20 protein-coding genes are annotated in these 17,715 nt (G+C 61.2%); 10 read left to right on the top strand and 10 right to left on the bottom strand.

Annotated features, from left to right (window positions below; all coding sequences use genetic code 11):
• Nucleotides 1-93 precede the first annotated feature (93 nt).
• Complete coding sequence (locus tag B8746_RS04140) at nucleotides 94-741, top strand: cupin domain-containing protein (RefSeq protein WP_084391963.1); 648 nt, start codon at nucleotides 94-96, stop codon at nucleotides 739-741.
• A 19-nt stretch (nucleotides 742-760) separates the two neighbouring features.
• On the opposite strand, the gene B8746_RS04135 is transcribed toward B8746_RS04140, so the two are convergent.
• On the bottom strand, nucleotides 761-1,102 hold the full coding sequence (locus tag B8746_RS04135; RefSeq protein ID WP_084393114.1) for a DUF2794 domain-containing protein: 342 nt from the start codon (nucleotides 1,100-1,102) through the stop codon (nucleotides 761-763).
• 361 nt (nucleotides 1,103-1,463) lie between these two features.
• Here B8746_RS04135 and B8746_RS04130 point away from each other — a divergent pair, with 361 nt between their 5' ends.
• Genes B8746_RS04130 through B8746_RS04115 form a run of 4 tightly spaced genes read left to right on the top strand, consistent with a single transcriptional unit; the run spans nucleotide 1,464 to nucleotide 5,906 of the window.
• A complete protein-coding gene (locus tag B8746_RS04130; RefSeq protein ID WP_084391962.1) occupies nucleotides 1,464-2,192 on the top strand; it encodes an ABC transporter ATP-binding protein in 729 nt (242 codons plus the stop codon).
• The gene (locus B8746_RS04125) at nucleotides 2,189-2,953 is read left to right on the top strand and encodes an ABC transporter permease subunit (protein WP_084391961.1); all 765 of its coding nucleotides are present in this window, start codon (nucleotides 2,189-2,191) and stop codon (nucleotides 2,951-2,953) included. The genes B8746_RS04130 and B8746_RS04125 overlap by 4 nt, the downstream gene beginning before the upstream one ends.
• Nucleotides 2,950-4,839, top strand: a complete 1,890-nt coding sequence (locus tag B8746_RS04120; RefSeq protein ID WP_084391960.1) for a Gldg family protein — start codon at nucleotides 2,950-2,952, stop codon at nucleotides 4,837-4,839. Before B8746_RS04125 ends, B8746_RS04120 begins: the two co-directional genes overlap by 4 nt.
• Nucleotides 4,836-5,906: a DUF4340 domain-containing protein gene (locus B8746_RS04115; RefSeq protein ID WP_084391959.1), complete on the top strand. Its 1,071-nt coding sequence runs from the start codon at nucleotides 4,836-4,838 to the stop codon at nucleotides 5,904-5,906. The genes B8746_RS04120 and B8746_RS04115 overlap by 4 nt, the downstream gene beginning before the upstream one ends.
• Nucleotides 5,907-5,910: 4 nt before the next feature.
• On the opposite strand, the gene B8746_RS04110 is transcribed toward B8746_RS04115, so the two are convergent.
• The 8 genes from B8746_RS04110 to cysS all read right to left on the bottom strand — a co-directional run bounded on the left by B8746_RS04110 (nucleotide 5,911) and on the right by cysS (nucleotide 13,515).
• On the bottom strand, nucleotides 5,911-6,738 hold the full coding sequence (locus tag B8746_RS04110; RefSeq protein WP_084391958.1) for a glycosyltransferase family 2 protein: 828 nt from the start codon (nucleotides 6,736-6,738) through the stop codon (nucleotides 5,911-5,913).
• Nucleotides 6,735-8,009, bottom strand: coding sequence for an O-antigen ligase family protein (locus B8746_RS04105; protein ID WP_084391957.1), 1,275 nt, complete (start codon nucleotides 8,007-8,009; stop codon nucleotides 6,735-6,737). Before B8746_RS04105 ends, B8746_RS04110 begins: the two co-directional genes overlap by 4 nt.
• 8 nt (nucleotides 8,010-8,017) lie before the next feature.
• Nucleotides 8,018-9,997 carry a threonine--tRNA ligase gene (thrS, locus tag B8746_RS04100; RefSeq protein ID WP_084391956.1) on the bottom strand — a complete coding sequence of 660 codons (1,980 nt, stop codon included), beginning with the start codon at nucleotides 9,995-9,997 and terminating at the stop codon, nucleotides 8,018-8,020.
• A gap of 18 nt (nucleotides 9,998-10,015) precedes the next feature.
• Nucleotides 10,016-10,336: a membrane protein insertion efficiency factor YidD gene (gene yidD / locus B8746_RS04095; protein WP_084391955.1), complete on the bottom strand. Its 321-nt coding sequence runs from the start codon at nucleotides 10,334-10,336 to the stop codon at nucleotides 10,016-10,018.
• 123 nt (nucleotides 10,337-10,459) lie between these two features.
• Nucleotides 10,460-10,909 (bottom strand): iron-sulfur cluster assembly scaffold protein, encoded by a 450-nt coding sequence (locus tag B8746_RS04090; RefSeq protein ID WP_084391954.1) that lies wholly within the window; start codon nucleotides 10,907-10,909, stop codon nucleotides 10,460-10,462.
• A 50-nt stretch (nucleotides 10,910-10,959) separates the two neighbouring features.
• Nucleotides 10,960-11,589: an exopolysaccharide biosynthesis protein gene (locus B8746_RS04085; protein WP_084391953.1), complete on the bottom strand. Its 630-nt coding sequence runs from the start codon at nucleotides 11,587-11,589 to the stop codon at nucleotides 10,960-10,962.
• The gene (locus B8746_RS04080; protein WP_084391952.1) at nucleotides 11,570-12,115 is read right to left on the bottom strand and encodes a SixA phosphatase family protein; all 546 of its coding nucleotides are present in this window, start codon (nucleotides 12,113-12,115) and stop codon (nucleotides 11,570-11,572) included. The genes B8746_RS04085 and B8746_RS04080 overlap by 20 nt, the downstream gene beginning before the upstream one ends.
• 14 nt (nucleotides 12,116-12,129) lie before the next feature.
• Nucleotides 12,130-13,515: a cysteine--tRNA ligase gene (gene cysS, locus B8746_RS04075; RefSeq protein ID WP_084391951.1), complete on the bottom strand. Its 1,386-nt coding sequence runs from the start codon at nucleotides 13,513-13,515 to the stop codon at nucleotides 12,130-12,132.
• Nucleotides 13,516-13,895: 380 nt separating this feature from the next.
• Between cysS and folE the strand changes: the two genes are divergently transcribed.
• The 5 genes from folE (at nucleotide 13,896) to B8746_RS04050 (ending at nucleotide 17,041) form a co-directional block, all read left to right on the top strand.
• A complete protein-coding gene (gene folE / locus B8746_RS04070; RefSeq protein WP_084393113.1) occupies nucleotides 13,896-14,510 on the top strand; it encodes a GTP cyclohydrolase I FolE in 615 nt (204 codons plus the stop codon).
• 62 nt (nucleotides 14,511-14,572) lie between these two features.
• Complete coding sequence (locus B8746_RS04065; RefSeq protein ID WP_143434518.1) at nucleotides 14,573-14,926, top strand: hypothetical protein; 354 nt, start codon at nucleotides 14,573-14,575, stop codon at nucleotides 14,924-14,926.
• Nucleotides 14,927-15,001: 75 nt separating this feature from the next.
• The gene (locus B8746_RS04060; RefSeq protein ID WP_084391949.1) at nucleotides 15,002-16,093 is read left to right on the top strand and encodes an alpha-amylase; all 1,092 of its coding nucleotides are present in this window, start codon (nucleotides 15,002-15,004) and stop codon (nucleotides 16,091-16,093) included.
• Between the two features lie 84 nt (nucleotides 16,094-16,177).
• Entirely contained in the window at nucleotides 16,178-16,558 is a 381-nt protein-coding gene (locus B8746_RS04055; protein WP_084391948.1) for a VOC family protein, read from the top strand.
• A gap of 57 nt (nucleotides 16,559-16,615) precedes the next feature.
• On the top strand, nucleotides 16,616-17,041 hold the full coding sequence (locus B8746_RS04050; protein ID WP_084391947.1) for a hypothetical protein: 426 nt from the start codon (nucleotides 16,616-16,618) through the stop codon (nucleotides 17,039-17,041).
• Between the two features lie 48 nt (nucleotides 17,042-17,089).
• Here B8746_RS04050 and B8746_RS04045 read toward each other — a convergent pair whose 3' ends face one another.
• Nucleotides 17,090-17,578: a cupin domain-containing protein gene (locus B8746_RS04045; RefSeq protein ID WP_084391946.1), complete on the bottom strand. Its 489-nt coding sequence runs from the start codon at nucleotides 17,576-17,578 to the stop codon at nucleotides 17,090-17,092.
• Nucleotides 17,579-17,715: the final 137 nt, after the last annotated feature.

The raw sequence follows: 17,715 nt of genomic DNA, 5'->3' as shown, positions 1-17,715 counted from the left end.
AGTTTTCCTCCGATCAATATTCCCTCTGGCTCACATTTGCGTGAGCAAGCGAAGGAATCCTGAAGTTTAGTGTCCACGCCTGAATCCACCTCCATGTCCGATTTGTACAGCGCCTATGCGGCTGGCCGGCTGAGCCCGGCCTTCGCGCTGATGGTCGAAACGCAGGCGGCTATCCGCGACGATATCGCCGTAGACATTGCCGTCAGCGAAACGATCGCAGGGGCAATGCTCGAAGGTGAGGAGCGTGAACTGCTGTCGCCGAACGCCTTTGAGCGCGCCCTGAAAGCCCTGGAAGCGTTCGAAACCGAGGACGCGGCTCTTCGCGACGCAGCGAAGCAGGCGGGTGAGGGTGTCAATGAATTGCTTGCGCTGCCTGAGCCCCTGCGGACCCGGGCCCTGGATGCCTGCGCCCAAGGCGGCTGGAACAGGCTGACGCGTGGCGTGAGCCGACTTGACCTGTCGGGCAACTCTTATGTGCACACCCATCTCTACCGCATCGAGCCAGGCGCGGCCGTGCCGCAGCATTCGCATCGCGGCGATGAATACACGCTGGTGGTCCAGGGCGGGTTTTCGGACCATGTCGGAAGCTATGGGCCGGGCGATATCTGCCGCAAGAGCCCGAGCGACACGCATCAGCCGATTGCCGATGATGATGGCGTGTGCCTCGCGCTCGCCATCAGTGAAGGCGGCCTGAAGTTCACTGGCCTGCTTGGCTTGGTCCAGAAGGCTCTGCGGAAATAACCGAAAGAGGTTGCTCCGGTCAGCTGCCGGAGATGATTTCGAACTTTCGCGTCTCGAACACTTTCAGCACCTGAGCGATATCGTGGCCGCGTTTCAGCACCTGATTCTGGCTGCCATAGACGACATAGCTTCCCTGCTGGTTTCGCAGCGCCGGTATCTTCTCGATACGCCAGGTCGGGGCTTCGGCATGCCTGCGATAGATTGCGAAGACGGCGTGATCAGGAAACATCCCGATACCGTAATCCCGGGCCTGTCCGCCCATCACCATTTTCCCGTAAACATTGAGGATTCGACTCATCTCGGTCCGGTGAAACGCCACGTTTGCTTGAGGTTTACGTTGCAGGGGTGTTATACTCGCCATGAACTCCTGACCGGTCTCCTCCCCGAAAAAATTCACATGACGCATATTTAATGCGCCTGACAGGATTTAGCCGCATTCTCGCCTTGCGAGCGCCGCCGATTACGGTCAGTCTGCAATTGTCGGGTGGAGGTGTCCAGCAGGTTTCCCGGACCCATCAGCCCCCCCAGCCCCCCGGGGCACTTGCATAGCCTTTACCCGACTTCTTCTCCCTTTTTCCCATCACAAGAAAATTGACGCCACCGCCTTTGGTGAATTTTCATTCACCTGGGCGCTATTGCCGTCGATTTGCTCATCATGCCTCTGGCCAGCCCAGGAAGTGGCCGCTAGGTAGGCTGTTTGCGACAGGCAACGGGTCCGGTACATGCTCGAATTGAAGCAGCTCGCGAAGTCATTTGGTGAACACAAGGCCGTGGATTCGGTGAGCTTCACGCTGAACAAGGGTGAGGTGCTGGGATTTCTCGGCCCGAACGGTGCCGGCAAGTCCACGACCATGCGCATGGTTGCCGGTGTGATCGAACCAGACCGGGGCGACGTGCTGATCTCCGGCAATTCCGTTATCTCGCAGCGCCGCGAAGCGCAGCGGCGTCTTGGCTACCTTCCGGAAGGCGCGCCGCTCTACAGGGACATGACACCTGTCGAGTTCCTGAAATTCATGGCTGCCGCGCATGACCTCACCAGGGCCGAGCGCAATGCGGCCATTGACCGTGTCATCGCGGACGCCCGAATCGCCAATGTCGCCAGCCGCCGGATCGGCAATCTTTCCAAGGGGTATCGCCGCCGCGTTGGCCTCGCCGGTTCACTGTTGCACGACCCGGACGTGCTGGTCCTTGATGAGCCGACGGACGGGCTCGACCCGATCCAGAAACGTGCCGTGCGGGCTCTCATCGCGCGCATGGCACCTGAAAAGGCGATCCTGATCTCGACCCACACGCTGGAGGAAGTGCCGGCCATGTGTAACCGCGCCATCGTGATCGACCGGGGGCGCATTGTGGCGGACGGCACGCCCGAAAGTCTCGCCAGCCAGAATCCGGGCGGTCTTGAAGAGACCTTTATCAAGCTGACCGAAGCCAGCGAAAGCGAAGCGGCATGAAAATCTGGCTGGGTGATACGATGACCGGCCTGCGCGCCAGTTATCTGCGCGAACTTCGTGCTTATTTCGCGACGCCGCTCGCCTATGTCTTCATCGCGATCTTCCTGATGATGCTCGGCTTCTTCACCTGGGAGGCATCGCGCTTCTTCGATACCGGCGCGGCAGACCTCCAGCCCTTTTTCTACTGGCATCCGTGGCTGTTCATGATCTTCCTGCCAGCGCTGTCCATGCGCCTCTGGGCCGATGAGGGCGCTGACGGAACGGCTGAACTCCTCCTCTCCTTGCCGATGACAATTACCGGGCTGGCTGCCGGCAAGCTGCTGGCGGCATGGACAGTTGCGGGGCTCAGCCTCGTCTTCACCTTCCCGATGTGGATCACGGTCAATTATCTCGGCAGTCCCGACAATGCGTCCATCCTGCTGACCTATGCGATGAGCCTTGTCATGGCTGGCGCGTACCTGTCGATTGGCGCAGCTGTATCGGCGCTCGTGAACAGCCAGGTGCTTGCCTATATAATCGGTGTCGTCATCGCCTTCATTTTCACCGCGGCCGGCTGGCCAATGGTGACCGGGGCGGTTGCAGGCCTTCTCGGGGCGGGTGTCGGCGACCTTGTCGCGCAGTTTTCCTTCCTCACCCACTTCGAGACGGCGGAGCGGGGCGTTCTGGAATTCCGCTCCTTCCTCTTCTTCATCGGCTTCGTCGCCATGTGGCTGGCGCTGAATGTCATCTGGGTCTCGCAGCGCAGGAGCGCGGCGCGATGACATCGAAAGCCTTCCAGCCTGCCGCTACGGCCCTCATCGTTGCGATTTTTATCGCGGCCGTGCTGATCCTGCAGCCGCTGATGAGGGGCGCGCGCGCCGACTTCACCGAGCAGCAGCTTTACACACTGTCCGACGGGACCCGGAACGTCCTGCGGGGCATCGATGAACCGGTGGACCTCACCTTCGTCTACACCCGCCGTGTCGGGCAGGATTTTCCCGCGGTGCGCGCCTATGCAACGCGGGTTCGCGAATTGCTCGACGCCTACAAGGCGGTTGCCGGCCCCAGTCTGCGGATTCGCGAGATTGACCCTGAGCCCTTTTCCGAAGCCGAGGATGAAGCCCTCGCCGCGGGCATTGTCGCGGTTGATACAGATGGCAATGATCCGCTCTACTTCGGCCTGATTGGCGGCAACACGGTGGATGATGAACGCGTCATCCCGTTCCTCGCGCCCGAGCAGGAAGAAACTCTCGAATATGATCTGACCCGGCTGATCGCACGGCTCGACCGGCCCGAGCCGCCGGTTGTCGGCGTCCTGTCCACCCTGCAGGGCATGAGCGGCGATGGGCGAGATAGCGGCTACACTTTCCTGCGGGAGATCGCCAAGGGATTCACGCTGGAAGAGATCAATGAAGATTTCTTTTCCCTGCCGGAGGACATGGATGTCCTGATCATGGTCCATCCGCCAGAGCTCAATGACTGGCAGGCCTGGCTGGTCGACCAGTTCCTGCTACGCAAGGGGCGAGCCATCATTATGGTCGACCCCGCTGCGAAGACTTCGCAGGGCAGCGCCTTTGCCGGCCTGGGAGAACGCCAGATCCGCTCCGACCTTGGCCGGTTCGGACCGAGATGGGGCGTCACGCTTTCCGATGATGCGCTCGCCGATACCGAGACCGCGCTTCCGATCCAGGCCGAAGCTGGCGAGGGCCGCACGACAGTGCTGCGCCATCCGCTCTATCTTGCCGCGCCGCCCGCCCTCATGTCGCATGACAGCCTCATCACAGCCGACCTCGGCCGGACCGTCAATTTCGGGGCCCCCGGCGCGCTGATCCTCGATGAGGACTCTCCCTTCGACCACGAAGTCCTGATCTCGACCGGACCTGCGCCATCCTGGATCCCGGCCGACCGCGCTGTGACAGAGCTGTCCGCCCAGGATACGCTGGAGCTCTACGAAGCGCAGGAGACAGCCCAGCCGCTGGCCATTCGCCTGCACGGCGCGCTCGTCTCTGCCTTCCCGGATGGAGCGCCAAACCCCGACATGCCGGATGATGCGGTTCTGGCAGAGCTGGCCCGCGCGGAGGCTGAAACTGCGGCACCGCACATTTCCACCAGCGAGCGGGACGCCGAAATCCTGATCATCGCCGACGCCGACATGGTTGATGACGGGCTTTATGTGAACCTCGAAAACTCCACCGCTTTTGCTGACAATGGCAACTTCCTCATGAATGCCCTTGATGTGCTGTCGGGCGACGCAAACCTGCTCAGCCTGCGGGCTCGCGCCTCCAGCCGCCGCCCGATGAAACGTGTCGAGGCGATGCGCGATGAAGCCCAGGAGCGTTTCTTCGACGAGCAGGCACGGCTGGAGAGTAGCCTCGCTGAATCCCAGGCCCGCCTCGAGGAGCTGCAGCAGGTTGGCGCAACTGATGGCTTTTTCGAGGGCGACCTCGAAGCCAATCTGAACGATGCCGAACGGGCTGAACTTGCCCGGCTGCGTGAAGATATCGTTGAGACGCGCTCTCGCCTGCGCTCCATCGAGCGTGATTTCCGCCGTGAAATTGATGGTCTCGAAGCCTGGCTGAAATTCTTCAACATCTTCGGCGGGCCGATCATTATCGGCGCGCTCGGTCTGTTCGTGTGGTGGCGTCGTCGCCCGGGAGAGCGCCGATGAGCATCGCCCTCGACAATCGCCGCCGGGTTACGGTTCAGCGGCTCTCCATCGTCGCGGCGACGCTCTGGGTCTGCCTGATCCTGATGAGCCTGTTTGCGCCCAGCACGAATGATATCAGCCCCCGGACGGGCGATCCGGTCCTGAGGAATTTCTCTGCGGTGCGCGGCGACACTGGCTCGATCAAGGTGACCATGGCCGATGAGAGCTACACGCTGGAACGGCGCGGCAGCGAATGGGTCATGGCCGAGACCGGCGGCTATCCTGTGCGGACCGACCGCCTCAACACATTGGCCGAAGGACTGGAAACCCTCACCTGGGGAGCGCGCCGCACCGACAATCCGGAACGCATGGAGCGTCTTGGCCTTGGTGATCCGAGAAAAGGCGGAAACGGCGTCCTGGTGCAGGTCTTCGCGACGAATGGCGCCCTGACAGCCGAGATGATTACCGGGCGGCGCGGTGACCGGCTTTATGCCCGCGATGCGGGCGAGGATGTTGCCTTCCGCGCCGAGGGCGAGCTGCCGCCACTCTATACGCGCCAGGCCTGGCTCGATCTCGACATCGTGGACATTGAGGACAGCGCGATTTCCGCCGTCAGGCTGACTGATTCCAGCGGTGCTTCGATCTACCTCACACGGGAAGCCGGGGGCGGCCCGCGCAGCTTCACGCCTGCACCGCCGCATCAGAATGACCGGCTGCGCAGCCGGCTCGCCGCGTCAACGACCGCGCTTGCGGTCTCGCGCCTGTCGCCGATCGATGTAAAGCCGCAGGCGGACCTCACCAGCCGCGCCGTCGCGCGCCATATTACCGAAACCTATGATGGGCTGGAAATCGATCTTCGTGCCTGGCGTGAGCCGGATGGTCACTGGGTCACGCTGCGTGCTGTCGAAGCTGGCGATGCCGCACGCCGGGCGCAGACGATCAATGACCGGGCCGAGGGCTGGGCGTTCAAGCTCACCGAGTATGACTGGCAGGAATTTGCACCGCGCGTATCCAGCATCGTCATCAAGACGCCTGTGCCAACCTCGATCGACGGACCGCCGCCGATTACGTCGGACTTTCAGCCCTGACCGCCTACTTCCGCGCGCGTGCTATGGTAGCCGCCTTCAGAACCGGCGCGAGTAGCGCGACCAGCGCCCGCTCGAACGGGCTGGAAGCAAATTTCCGGAAGTAGTGGACGAGGCTGTCGGCCTTGTGCCTTGCGACCGTCGCCGAGGGCGCTTCTGACGTACTGCCATAGTGAAGGGCGCCGGCGTGCGGGCAGTATATGACGGCACCGCCCGCCTCCGTGGCGCGCCGACAGATATCGACATCCTCGACATGCAGGAAATAGTCTTCATCGAACCCGCCCAGCTGGTCGAATCCGGCCTTGCTCATCAGCATGAGCGCGCCCGATACGACCGGCATGGGAATTGGTCCATCTGGCGCGGGCGTGTTCTCCAGCGTCCATGTGTTCCAGCCAATGAAGCGCGTCATGGCCCGAAACAGGGTCAGTGTCTTCCGGCGGGGGCCGCGCAGCTCCTTGCCCCGCTCATCGAAAATCCTGCCGCCGATGATCCAGGGCTGCGCTCGGCCCGCTGCGGCCTCGCGCATCGCCTCGACCGATCCCCGCTTCAGGACGGCGTCGGGATTGATGATCAGCAGATCGCCATCCGGTGCCTGTTTCGCAGCGAGGTTCACGCCGGCGCCGAAGCCGAGATTGCGGCCAGGTTCGATCAGCGTGACGTGATCCAGCTTGCCTGCAAAGGTACGTAGCCATGCGACTTCAATATCCGGGTTGCCATTGTCGACGATGAGGAGGGCTGAAATCGCCGGATCGTAGGCCAGCGCGTAGAGACATTCATGCAGCCGGGGTCCGGTGCGGTAGCTGACAATGATGGCGGTGGTTGCGAGAGTCGTCATTGCGGTGTCAGGCGCTTGTGCACGAGAATGACACCGGCGGCTGCGAGCACCACTGTGGCCCAGAACGCCTCGTTCCACACGCTATAGGAAAGGCTGAACAGTGAGAAGGAGGCCGCGCCCAGCGCGGCGATTGCGACGCTGGTGGAAACGGGCAGTGCGGCGGGGGCGGGCAAGCGCCAGCCGATGAGAAGCAGAAGCGCGATAACAAGCAGTGCGCCGATGAGGCCGGTTTCGGCCCAGATCTGCAGGCCCATATTGTGCGGATGTCCGGGCAGGATGCGGTAGACATCCCAGCGGCCATCATCGATGCCGGTCCGCGCCACCATCTCCTCCAGGAGGTCTGGATGGTCACCAAAGGTCTCGCGCCATTCCTTTGACGCTTCGATGCCATGTCCGGTGATGGGGCGCTCTGCAATCTTTTCCGTGGTGAGCTGCCAGGCCCAGACCCGCGACTGCACGGAAGACGGCAGCGGCATACCGGCATCAGAGACGGCCGTGCCGCCGATGCCGAGTACGAGCGGAGAGACGAGGACGAATGCAGCCATGGACGCAAACAGGATCCTGAATCCGTTGCGGTTTGCGATGAAGATCAGTCCGATTGCCAGGGCGATTAGGACAACACCAATCCAGGCGACGTCCGATCCGATCATGCAGAAGATGATGAAAGCTGCGATCAGCAGGGCCACGATGCTCGGTACCGGCAGCTTGCCCGGCAGGGCGCACATGGCACCGATCAGGATAGGCAGGCCGAGCAGGAACGCATTCGTGCTGCGCAGCATGTTCTGCGGCGCTTCCTTTTCGACATCGCTGAACGGCGCGTAGAGGCTGAGAATCCAGCCGGGTGCAAACGCCATGGCCAGCGTCCACACAGCATGGATGATAAGGCAGGCCAGCATGACGAACAGGGCTGTCCGGGCGCTAGACGGCGACATGCGCAAGGCGGCGGAAATCACGAGTATGCCAGCGAGCGCTGTCAGCGCAAAGCGGATTGCGGCTGCACCAATATTGAAATCACCGCTGGCCAGTGTTCCGTCTATGATGGCGGAGTTTTCTTCAGACCAAAGGCTGGAGACCGTCGCCCAGAGGGCAATCAGGGCGACGGTGATCGTGATGGTGTTCACCCGCTTCAGCGGAGCAAGGAAAGCTGCCGGAATCGCAGCGAGCCCCAGCAGGGCGGAAAATCCCTGCGTGCCTGCCAGGGCGACCGGCGTCCAGAGGACGAATGCCGCGGCCAGGACGACGGCGTAGCTGATACCGCGGGATTTCGTCATGCTTGGCCTTAAGCTTTTACGCGCTTGAGATCAGGCGCCGTGGCCTCATCCGACAGCTTTTGGGCCGTTTCTGCAAGGCTGAGTATTTCCTGCCCTTTCGAACCGAAACGGCGCAGCGCAAGTGTGCCTTCGGCGGCTTCGCGCTCCCCGACAACGGCAATCACCGGCACTTTCTGCAGCGAGTGCTCGCGGACCTTGTAGTTGATCTTCTCATTGCGAAGATCGACCTCGACCCTGAGGCCTGCCTTGCGAAGTTCCTCGGCGGCTTTCTCGGCATAGGCATCGGCTTCCGAAGTAATCGTGGCGACCACGACCTGAACCGGGGAGAGCCACATAGGGAAGGCCCCCGAAAATTCTTCGATCAGGATGCCGATAAATCGCTCCATTGAACCGAGAATGGCGCGGTGAAGCATGACCGGACGCTGCCTGGAGCCGTCCGGTGCCGTGTACTCGGCGCCAAGGCGTTCAGGCAGCACATAATCGAGCTGCAGCGTTCCACATTGCCAGATCCGACCGATCGCATCCGTCAGCTGGAATTCGAGCTTTGGACCGTAGAACGCGCCTTCGCCCGGCAGGATTTCGCAGGGCAGGCCGGCAGCCTCCACCGCATCCTGCAGACCCTTTTCGGCCCGGTCCCAGACTTCGTCGCTGCCGGCGCGAATTTCCGGACGCGTCGACAGTTTCACAGCGATGTCCTCGAAACCGAAGTCGCGATACACGCTTTCCAGCAGGCGGCAGAACTTGATTGATTCCTCAACGATCTGGTCCTCACGGCAGAAGATGTGCGCGTCGTCCTGCGTAAACTGGCGCACCCGCATGATGCCGTGAATGGCGCCATGCGGTTCATTCCGGTGACAGCAGCCAAACTCGGCAAGGCGTAGCGGCAGGTCACGATAGGATTTCTGGCCCTGCTTGAACACTTCGACATGGGCCGGGCAGTTCATCGGCTTGAGGGCCATGAGTTTTGCGTCCTCCGGCACCTTTATCTCAACACCCTCTTCGCCCTCCGGGATGAAGTCAGGCACGATGAACATGTTCTCGCGATACTTGCCCCAGTGTCCGGATTTCTCCCACTGGACCGAGTCCATGAGCTGCGGGGTCTTGATCTCGTCATAGCCTTCGGCATCGAGCCGCCGGCGCATATAGGACTCGATCTGGCGCCAGATCGTGTAGCCCTTGGCGTGCCAGAAGACAGAGCCAGCAGCGGCCATGCCGTCAAGGTGAAACAGATCAAGCTCGCGGCCAAGCTTGCGGTGGTCGCGCTTTTCGGCTTCCTCGAGGCGCGTGAGATGAGCCTTGAGGTCCTTTTCATTCGCCCAGGCCGTGCCGTACATGCGTTGCAGCATCTCATTGCGGCTGTCGCCGCGCCAATAGGCACCGGCAAGCTTCATCAGCTTGAACGCCTTGGGCAGCTTGCCCGTCGATGGCAGGTGCGGGCCGCGGCAGAGATCGAACCAGTCGCCCTGCTTGTAGACAGTGATTGGCTCACCGGGCGGGATGATGTCGTCGATGATCTGCGCCTTATAGTCCTCGCCGATCTTCTTGAACGTCTCGATGGCGTCCTCTTTCGACCAGACTTCGCGGATGATCGGATAGTCCTTGTCGACAATTTCGCGCATCTTCGCTTCGATCTTCTCGAAGTCTTCCGTCGAGAAGGGCTCCTCGCGCGCGAAGTCGTAATAGAAGCCGTCATCGATCACCGGGCCAATCGTGACCTGCGTGTCGGGATAGAGTTCCTGCACGGCCTGCGCGAGGACGTGGGCGGCATCATGGCGGAGCAGTTCCAGCCCCTCCTTGTCGCGCGCCGTCACGATGGCGACTTCTGCGTCTCCTTCGAGCGGGCGGTTGAGGTCATACATTTCCCCGTTCACCTTGGCGGCAAGGGCGGCCTTGTGCAGTCCGGGTGAGATGGACATGGCGACGTCTGAGGGGCTTGAGCCATCTTCGTATTGTCGCACCGATCCATCGGGCAGCGTTACATTAATCATAGGTCTTGCTTTTCAAATTCAGTCTGGCTGGACGTCCGGGAACTTTCGCTCTCCCGTAGCCCAGTCTCCGGCTCTCCATGGAGCCCAGAAGGGTGAAGGTTTTGCTTTCATCGGTGCCGGATCGAAGCCGCGCGATCCGCCTGGGCGGCATCGCGACAGCCGGGCGAGCGTCATCCAGCTTCCGGTCCACAGACCATGGCGGGAGACACACTCGGCGCAATATTCGCTGCAGGTTGGCACATGACGGCACTTGGCCCCGAAGACCTGGAAGGCCGGGGACAGCGTCAACTTGTATCCTTTCAGGACTGCGTAGGCAGTCTTTCTGCGAAGGGCGGACATGCGCTTCGGGTTCCGGTTGTTGTTGTTACGAAAGCGGTTCTAGACGCGCGGGGGTCGGCTCACAACCCGGCTCGGGCTGCGCCAAATTCAGCAGCGGGCCGACGACTGGCTACAGCGGTGCGTTCAGGCCGCTGCAGCCCGGTTAGTTCGTGCAGTCTCGATGGCCTCGCAGGCCGCTTCGAAGGCAAGCATGGTGGAGGTGTGGCGCGGCGGATAGTCCGCGACGCCCTGCAGGTGACGCAGTTCCGCAAACCGGCCGCGGGGCGGCTCTGCGCCGTCCTTGAGCATGGCGCGCAGGGCATCACGGGCCGCGAAGACGTCAGACACCGGAGCGCCGACAATATGCTCTGACAGGATTGCCGTCGCGGCCTGTCCAAGGGCGCAGGCGCGCGGATCGACGGCCACGGCATCGACCGTCTCGCCATCTTCGCTGAGCGCAATGTCCACGCGCACGACAGATCCGCAGACACGCGAGACCTTCTCGACAGATGCGTCTGCATCTTCAAGGGCCCCGACATGCGGGATATTGGCGGCCAGTTCCAGCACGCGATTATGATACAGCTCAGCGCTCATGACGCCTAGATCGCCTCGAAAGCCCTGAAGATCAAGTGAATCAGCCGAATCTAGCTGAACAGTGACTCAATGACGCCGATAACCCGTGGCAGGACACGGACGAGGATAATGATCGCCCCGGTCAGCGCGGCTGCGGCGAGCAACAGGAAAACGCCATCACGAGCGGTGAGCGCCAGTCCGAACAGCAGGATGGTCAGGCCCGGCAGGACGGGGCCGAAGGGAAACAGGCCGAGCGGTATGGTGATCAGCGCAGCAGCCACACAGATCAGGCCGATAATCGGTGCGATGATGGGGTTTGTCAGGAAAGTCAGGCGCGGCTTGACATAATGATCGATCATCTTGGCGTATTTGCGCCCGCCGGCCACACCGGAAACGAGGTGTTCGCGCTTGAACTCAAAGTCCAGCAGCCGGCGCGGAACCCAGGGAAACTTCTTGCCGAAGACGATCTGGATCGAGATGAGCAGCGTCACCAGCGCCACCAGCCACGTTGCACCGGGTATGAGCGTCAGGGGGCTGACCGAGATGAAGCCGAGCAGGAGCAGGATCGGGCCATAGGCCCGGCGGCCCACTGCATCCAGCAGGTCCCGGACGGTCACGCTCTCGCCCTCCGTCTGCTCGCAGAGGCTCAACATCAGGCTTTCGAGATTGTTGACTGGGCGTTTAGCCGCCGCTTGCGTCATAGCGCGCTCCAAATCGTCTGATCTCCGTCTCGACACGGCCTGTGCCGACACCTGTCAGCACGTAGAGCCGGTCATATTCCGACGGCTCGAAGATCGGCTCACCGGGTTCGCCGCCAAGCGCAGCAGAAAGATCGGGCGTGGTGTTCGAATGGCCCACAACCAGCGCGGTTTCGCCATTGGCGCGCAGCGTATCGGCGAAGGCTGCAAGATCACTGGGGTCATAGAACTGTATGTCGATGTCAAGCACCGCGGCGAGCGGTCCTGCCGTCTGCCGGGTACGAAGATAATCCGTCGACCACACAGCCTCGATACCGGCATCCTTGAGCATATCGGCAAGCTCTGTCGCCCGCGTCTCACCCTCGGGCGTGAGGGGCGGATTGTCGACATCGAGCACCTTCTCGGCATGGCGGACAAGATAGAGCGTGTGGCCCGCATCCTCGACGGGCTCAGGCGCTGCCGGGTTCGGTGAGCAGGCGACAAGCGAGATCAGCGCTGCCGCTGCAATGGGGACCCACGAGGATTTCATGGGCGCACCATCGCCTAAACCCGGCGCCACGTCGAGCCTTGCGGCCCGTCCATGATCTCGATGCCTTCTTCGGCGAGCGTGTTGCGGATACGGTCTGCCTCGGCCCAGTCCTTGTTCGCCCGCGCATCGACGCGGGCCTGGACGAGCGCATCGATCCGCGCCTTGTCATCATCGCTGCCGCCCTGTTCCCATTGGGATGGGGAAAGGGAAAGAAGGCCGAGCAATTCGCCCGCGTCGAGCAGGTCCGCCCGCGCCTGCGTCATGCGGGCCTCGTCTTTTGCATCAGCGGCCTGATTCGCCTCAGAGGCGAGTCTTGAGAGCTCAGCTAGCGCAACAGGTGTATTGAGGTCATCCTGCAGCGCCTTGAGCACACCCTTGTCCCTGGCCACGCCGCCTTCGGCCTGCCAGACGCGGCGAAGCGCACCATAGATGCGGCCAAGGGTCGTCTTCGACTGCTCGAGGAGGTCACGCGTCCAGTCGAGCGGGGCCCGGTAGTGGCCCGAGAGCAGTGCAAAGCGCAACACTTCGCCGGGCCAGTCGGCCAGAAGGTCGTGGATCAGCTTCACATTGCCGAGCGATTTGGACATTTTCTCGCCGTCCATGTCGAGAAAGCCATTGTGCAGCCAGTAGCGGGCCATAGGCTCGCCATGCGCGCATTCAGACTGGGCGATCTCATTCTCATGGTGCGGGAATTGAAGGTCGATGCCGCCGCCATGGATGTCGATCGTCTTGCCGAGCGTCGCTGCAATCATGGCCGAGCATTCAATGTGCCAGCCGGGTCGTCCGCGGCCCCACGGGCTGTCCCAGATCGCGTCTTCCGGCTCGCCTTCCTTGGCGAACTTCCAGAGGGCAAAGTCCGCCGGATTGCGCTTTTCATCGGACACCGCGACGCGGGCACCGGCCTCATTGTCCTCAAGCTTGCGGCCGGACAGCTTGCCATAATCCTCCATCTGCTCGACGTCGAAGAAGACGCCGGACGGGGCGACATAGGCATAGCCCTTCTTTACCAGCTGCTGCGTGATTTTCAGCATGCCGTCGATATGGTGCGTCGCCCATGGTTCGATGGTGGGCGGCAGGACGTTCAGCGCGCTGGTGTCGGCGTTGTAGATATCGGCATATTTGCGCGTGATTTCAGGGATCGGCGTCCCGTCCGCCAGCGATGCAGCGATAATCTTGTCTTCAACGTCCGTTATGTTGCGCGCATAAACGACCGCGCTCTCTCCATAAGTGCGGCGGAGCAAGCGGTTCAGCACGTCGAACACGACGGGCGGGCGCGCATTGCCAATATGGGCGTAATTATACACGGTCGGGCCGCAGACATACATCGTCACCCGTGACGGGTCTTGCGGTTCAAAAATCTGCTTTTCACGTCCGAGCGTGTTGTAGAGTCTGATGGTCATCGGGGTCTTCTAGGCCGGGAAAGTAAAAACAAAGCAAGTGCGGCGCGCATCTGCGCGGCCTGTCTGTGTCAGTGGCTACAACACTGTCTGTTCGCGGCGAAGGCCATATGCAACATTCCTCAATGTGGGCGTGGGCTCTATGCCACAGCGGGGTCAAAGCGCCAAGTGACATCGGGGTTTGCAGCGTCGCCGCGAGAGGCTGACGCTGCGAAAACCGCTCGATTTTCTGGAAAAACGAATCAGTTTGCCCTATGTCTCTAACCACGCCCTGAGGGTACAACTCGGGCGGGCGTTAAGTCCGGTATTGGAGTGCAAGGGCGCACTCACAGAACATCTGGCTCGACCCCCGTCCCTCAGAATACAGGATTTCAGCTATGGCGATGGATGCCATCACGACAGATACATCGCTTGCGAATGCAGAGCCGGTAAAACGGCCGACGCAGGAGGAAGCAGAAGACGCAGTTCGCACGCTGCTCGCATGGGCCGGCGACGATCCGCGCCGTGAGGGCCTGCTCGACACGCCGAAACGCGTGGTCAATGCCTATAAGGAATGGTTCCAGGGCTATGACGAAGACCCGGTCAAATATCTCTCGCGCACCTTTGAGGATGTGCAGGGCTATGATGACATGGTCATGCTTCGCGAAATCGATGTGGAAAGCCATTGCGAACACCACATGGCGCCTTTCCTCGGTACGGCTTACGTCGCCTATATGCCGACCCAGGCTGTTGTCGGTATCTCCAAGATTGCGCGCGTTGTTGAAATCTTCGCCAAGCGCCTGCAGACGCAGGAGACGATGACGGCGCAGATCTGTGACGCGCTGACCGAAAGCCTCGCGCCAGCCGGCGTCGCCGTCCTGATTGACGCGGTCCATCAGTGCATGACAACGCGCGGTGTCCATCATCCAAACGTCTCGACGATCACCACCCAGTTCACGGGCGTCTTCAAGACCGACAAGGACATGCGCGACCGATTCCTGCGCCTTGCTGGCCGGTAGGGCTCGGCAAACGCGCAAACGTCGCATTGTCGGCGCAGCCCCAACTACATAAGAGCCGTCTCATGAAGAGGCGGCTCTTTCATATCCTGGGCATGTTTGCCCTCCTTGCCTATTTCGCGAATGGCGCGCAGGCGCATTTGCGTATTGTGCCGGGAGAGACGATCGCTGTCCCGCTCTGCGGCGACGGCCTTCATCGCACCATCGAGATCAGGGTCGGCGGCGGACAGGAAGACACGTCCCACACAACATGCTGCGGCGACTGTACGGTGCCCTTCGCAATCAGCGCCAATCCTCCGGCTCTGCCGCAACGCAGCCGGATGCGGCATGTTCAGTCCTCACCGGGACGGGCCGATGCGGCGCACCCCCGGTTGCCGCTTTGGCCAGGCGCGCCGCCCCATGGACCGCCGCTGAGCTGAACCGGAACCTTTCGCACGCCTGTCTGCCCCATCGCAGACAGCGCAGCCATTCCTGTTCACGTTCAGAGACATTCAATGACCTTTAAAGCCCTATGCGCCGCGGCCGCGCTCAACGCCGCTCTTCTTCCTATCGTTCACGCCCATGAAGGCGATGGCGGCACTGTCAGCTATGCCAGCGATCATGCGCCCATCGGTGTGATGGCCGACCACCGCCACAAAAAGGGTGAGTGGATGTTGTCTTACCGATACATGCACATGGACATGTCGGGAAACCGGATCGGGACCGACAGCGTAGACCCGGACACGATCGCCACCACTGTACCCAACCGGTTCGCTGGCGCGCCGATGATGCCGCCGACCTTGCGTGTCGTGCCGCTCGAAATGCCGATGAAGATGCACATGGCGGGGGCGATGTATGGCCTGACCGACCGTATCACGCTGATGGGCATGGTGAACTACCATTCGAAGGAAATGGATCACCGCACCTATATGGGCGGCATGGGCACAAGCGTGCTTGGAAACTTCACCACCGAGGCCTCCGGATTCGGCGATACGAGCGTTGGCGCGATCTTCGGTCTGGATGATGGCAGTCATGACCATCGCCAGGTCAACCTGTCGGTCATGCTGTCCCTGCCGACCGGCTCGATGACCGAGACCGACACCGTGCTGACGCCGATGAACATGCAGCCGGAGCTACGCATGCCTTATCCGATGCAGCTCGGCTCCGGCACCTATGACCTCAAGCCTGCCGTCACAGCGCGTAGCCGGAGTGGCCAGTGGAGCTATGGTGCGCAACTGTCCGGCGTCGTGCGCCTCGATGAGAATGATGAGGGGTATGCGCTGGGCGATGTGCTTGAAGGCACCGCATGGCTGGCTTTCGAGCCCCGCCCATGGGTGTCGGTATCGGGTCGCCTGAAAGCGAAGACGCAGGGCCAGATTGACGGCATTGACCCGAACATCATGGCACCTGTGCAGACGGCCGATCCGGACAATCATGGCGGCGAAACCGTTGAGGCGCTGTTCGGCGTCAATCTTGCCGGTTCCGAGGGCTGGAAGAGAGGCCACAGGCTGGCGCTTGAATTCGGTGTCCCCCTGCACCGCGACCTCAATGGCCCGCAGATGGAAACCGACTACACGCTGACGCTGGGATGGCAGAAGGCGTTCTGACCGGCTCGCGCGTCGTCAGACTTGATTTGACGAACTGGCCCTGAAAAGCGACGCTCCCTTCAAGTGTGAGGGGAGCGTTTTTTCATGGACATCCAGTCTGCCAAGGCGAGCTTTTTCCTGGCCACCACCAAGGCGAGCGCCTGCCGCAACTTTTATGAGGGCGTGCTCGGTCTTGACCTGGTCGAGGAAGATGACTTTGCCGTCGTCTATCAGCTGGCCGGCGCAGAACTTCGCATCTCCAAGGTCCCGCAATTCACGCCGCAGCCTTTCACCGTGCTCGACTGGCAAGTGGAGGATATCCTCGCCATGCGCGCTCACCTTGTCTCCAAAGGCGTCGAGCCTCTGGTGTTCGATGGCATGGGGCAGGACGAGAACAGGATCTGGACGGTGCCGGGCACGAACATCCGGATCCTGTGGTTCAAGGACCCGGACGAAAACGTCCTCTCGGTTTCGCAGCGCGCTTGACCGTCTTCATATTTTGAATTATCGTTTTTCGATAATATAATGAGAAGGACGCCTCCCATGCGCGCTGAACTTGTCCGTGTTTCGCTTCACCAGGTCGATATCAAGATCGTCACCGATGACGACGAGATGCATGTCCTGCAATGGCGGCGCAATCTCCTCTGGGACGAGGTGCTGCTCGACGGCAAGCGGCAGGGCCATTCCGGCGGTTTCTCACGCGAAAAGGTCTATGGCCTCGTCTTTGGCCGGGATCGCGAAGGCAATGGCGGCACGAAAGTCATGCTGCTGCTCGACCCGTCAACCAGCTATGGCAACTGGGGCAGCCCGCACCAGCAGATTGCCGGCGTACGGCTCGAAACCGCCGAAGGCCCAATCGTTTCATTCGGTACGCTTGATCCGAAGAACCTCGAAAAGCCGTCCACCTTCTCCGACTGGATGAAGAAGACGATGGGCATGGACTGGGGCGACGAGCGCCGTCCGAACTGACGGTCGTTGCCCGCATTCGGCCTCAGCAAGGCTTGGAACATGCCAGGACTATTCGCCGAAATTGCTTTCGGCCTGCATCGCATCGACTGGATTTTCGAACGCGATGAACAAAGTGCATGGAACGTCACTGATACATTCTGCCTTGTGCGGCAGCTCGGCCGGACCATAGGCGTAGTCGCCTGGTGTAAGGGTCTGCGCAGCAAACCCTTCATATTGAACACTGAGTTCGCCAGCGACGAGGATCATGCGTTCCGCTGAGGTATGTGTGTGAGTTGTGAGGCGGGAGCCGGCTTCAACCTCCAGAAAAATATCGGCGTTGGGTTTGGCCGGGTCGCCATGAAGCACGGCAATCTTGCATCCGGATGGAAAGATGTCGGGGCAAGGCCCCCATTGCAGATTGGTATCGCCAGCCGATCGCGTGATTGGCGCTTCCTGTGGAGTGGATGCGGTTTCCGTTTCCGCCGACGAAATCGGTTGTCCGCAGGCTATACAGAGAACAGAAATAATAGCGCCAGAAGTGATGATTTTTTTGGGCATTGTAAATACTCCCCACAATTCGCGACAGGATCGCCGCGTCAACAATCTTACGCCCTTTTAATCGGATCGTCTTTTCAAATATTCGGGGAAAAGGAAAAAGTATTGGGTGTTTTATGAATTATGTGGACATTCGTGCT

Origin of the sequence: Henriciella pelagia (assembly GCF_002088945.1) — a bacterium.
In the GTDB taxonomy this organism is placed as follows: Bacteria; Pseudomonadota; Alphaproteobacteria; order Caulobacterales; family Hyphomonadaceae; genus Henriciella; species Henriciella pelagia.
This window is presented reverse-complemented; position numbering and strand designations above follow the sequence as displayed.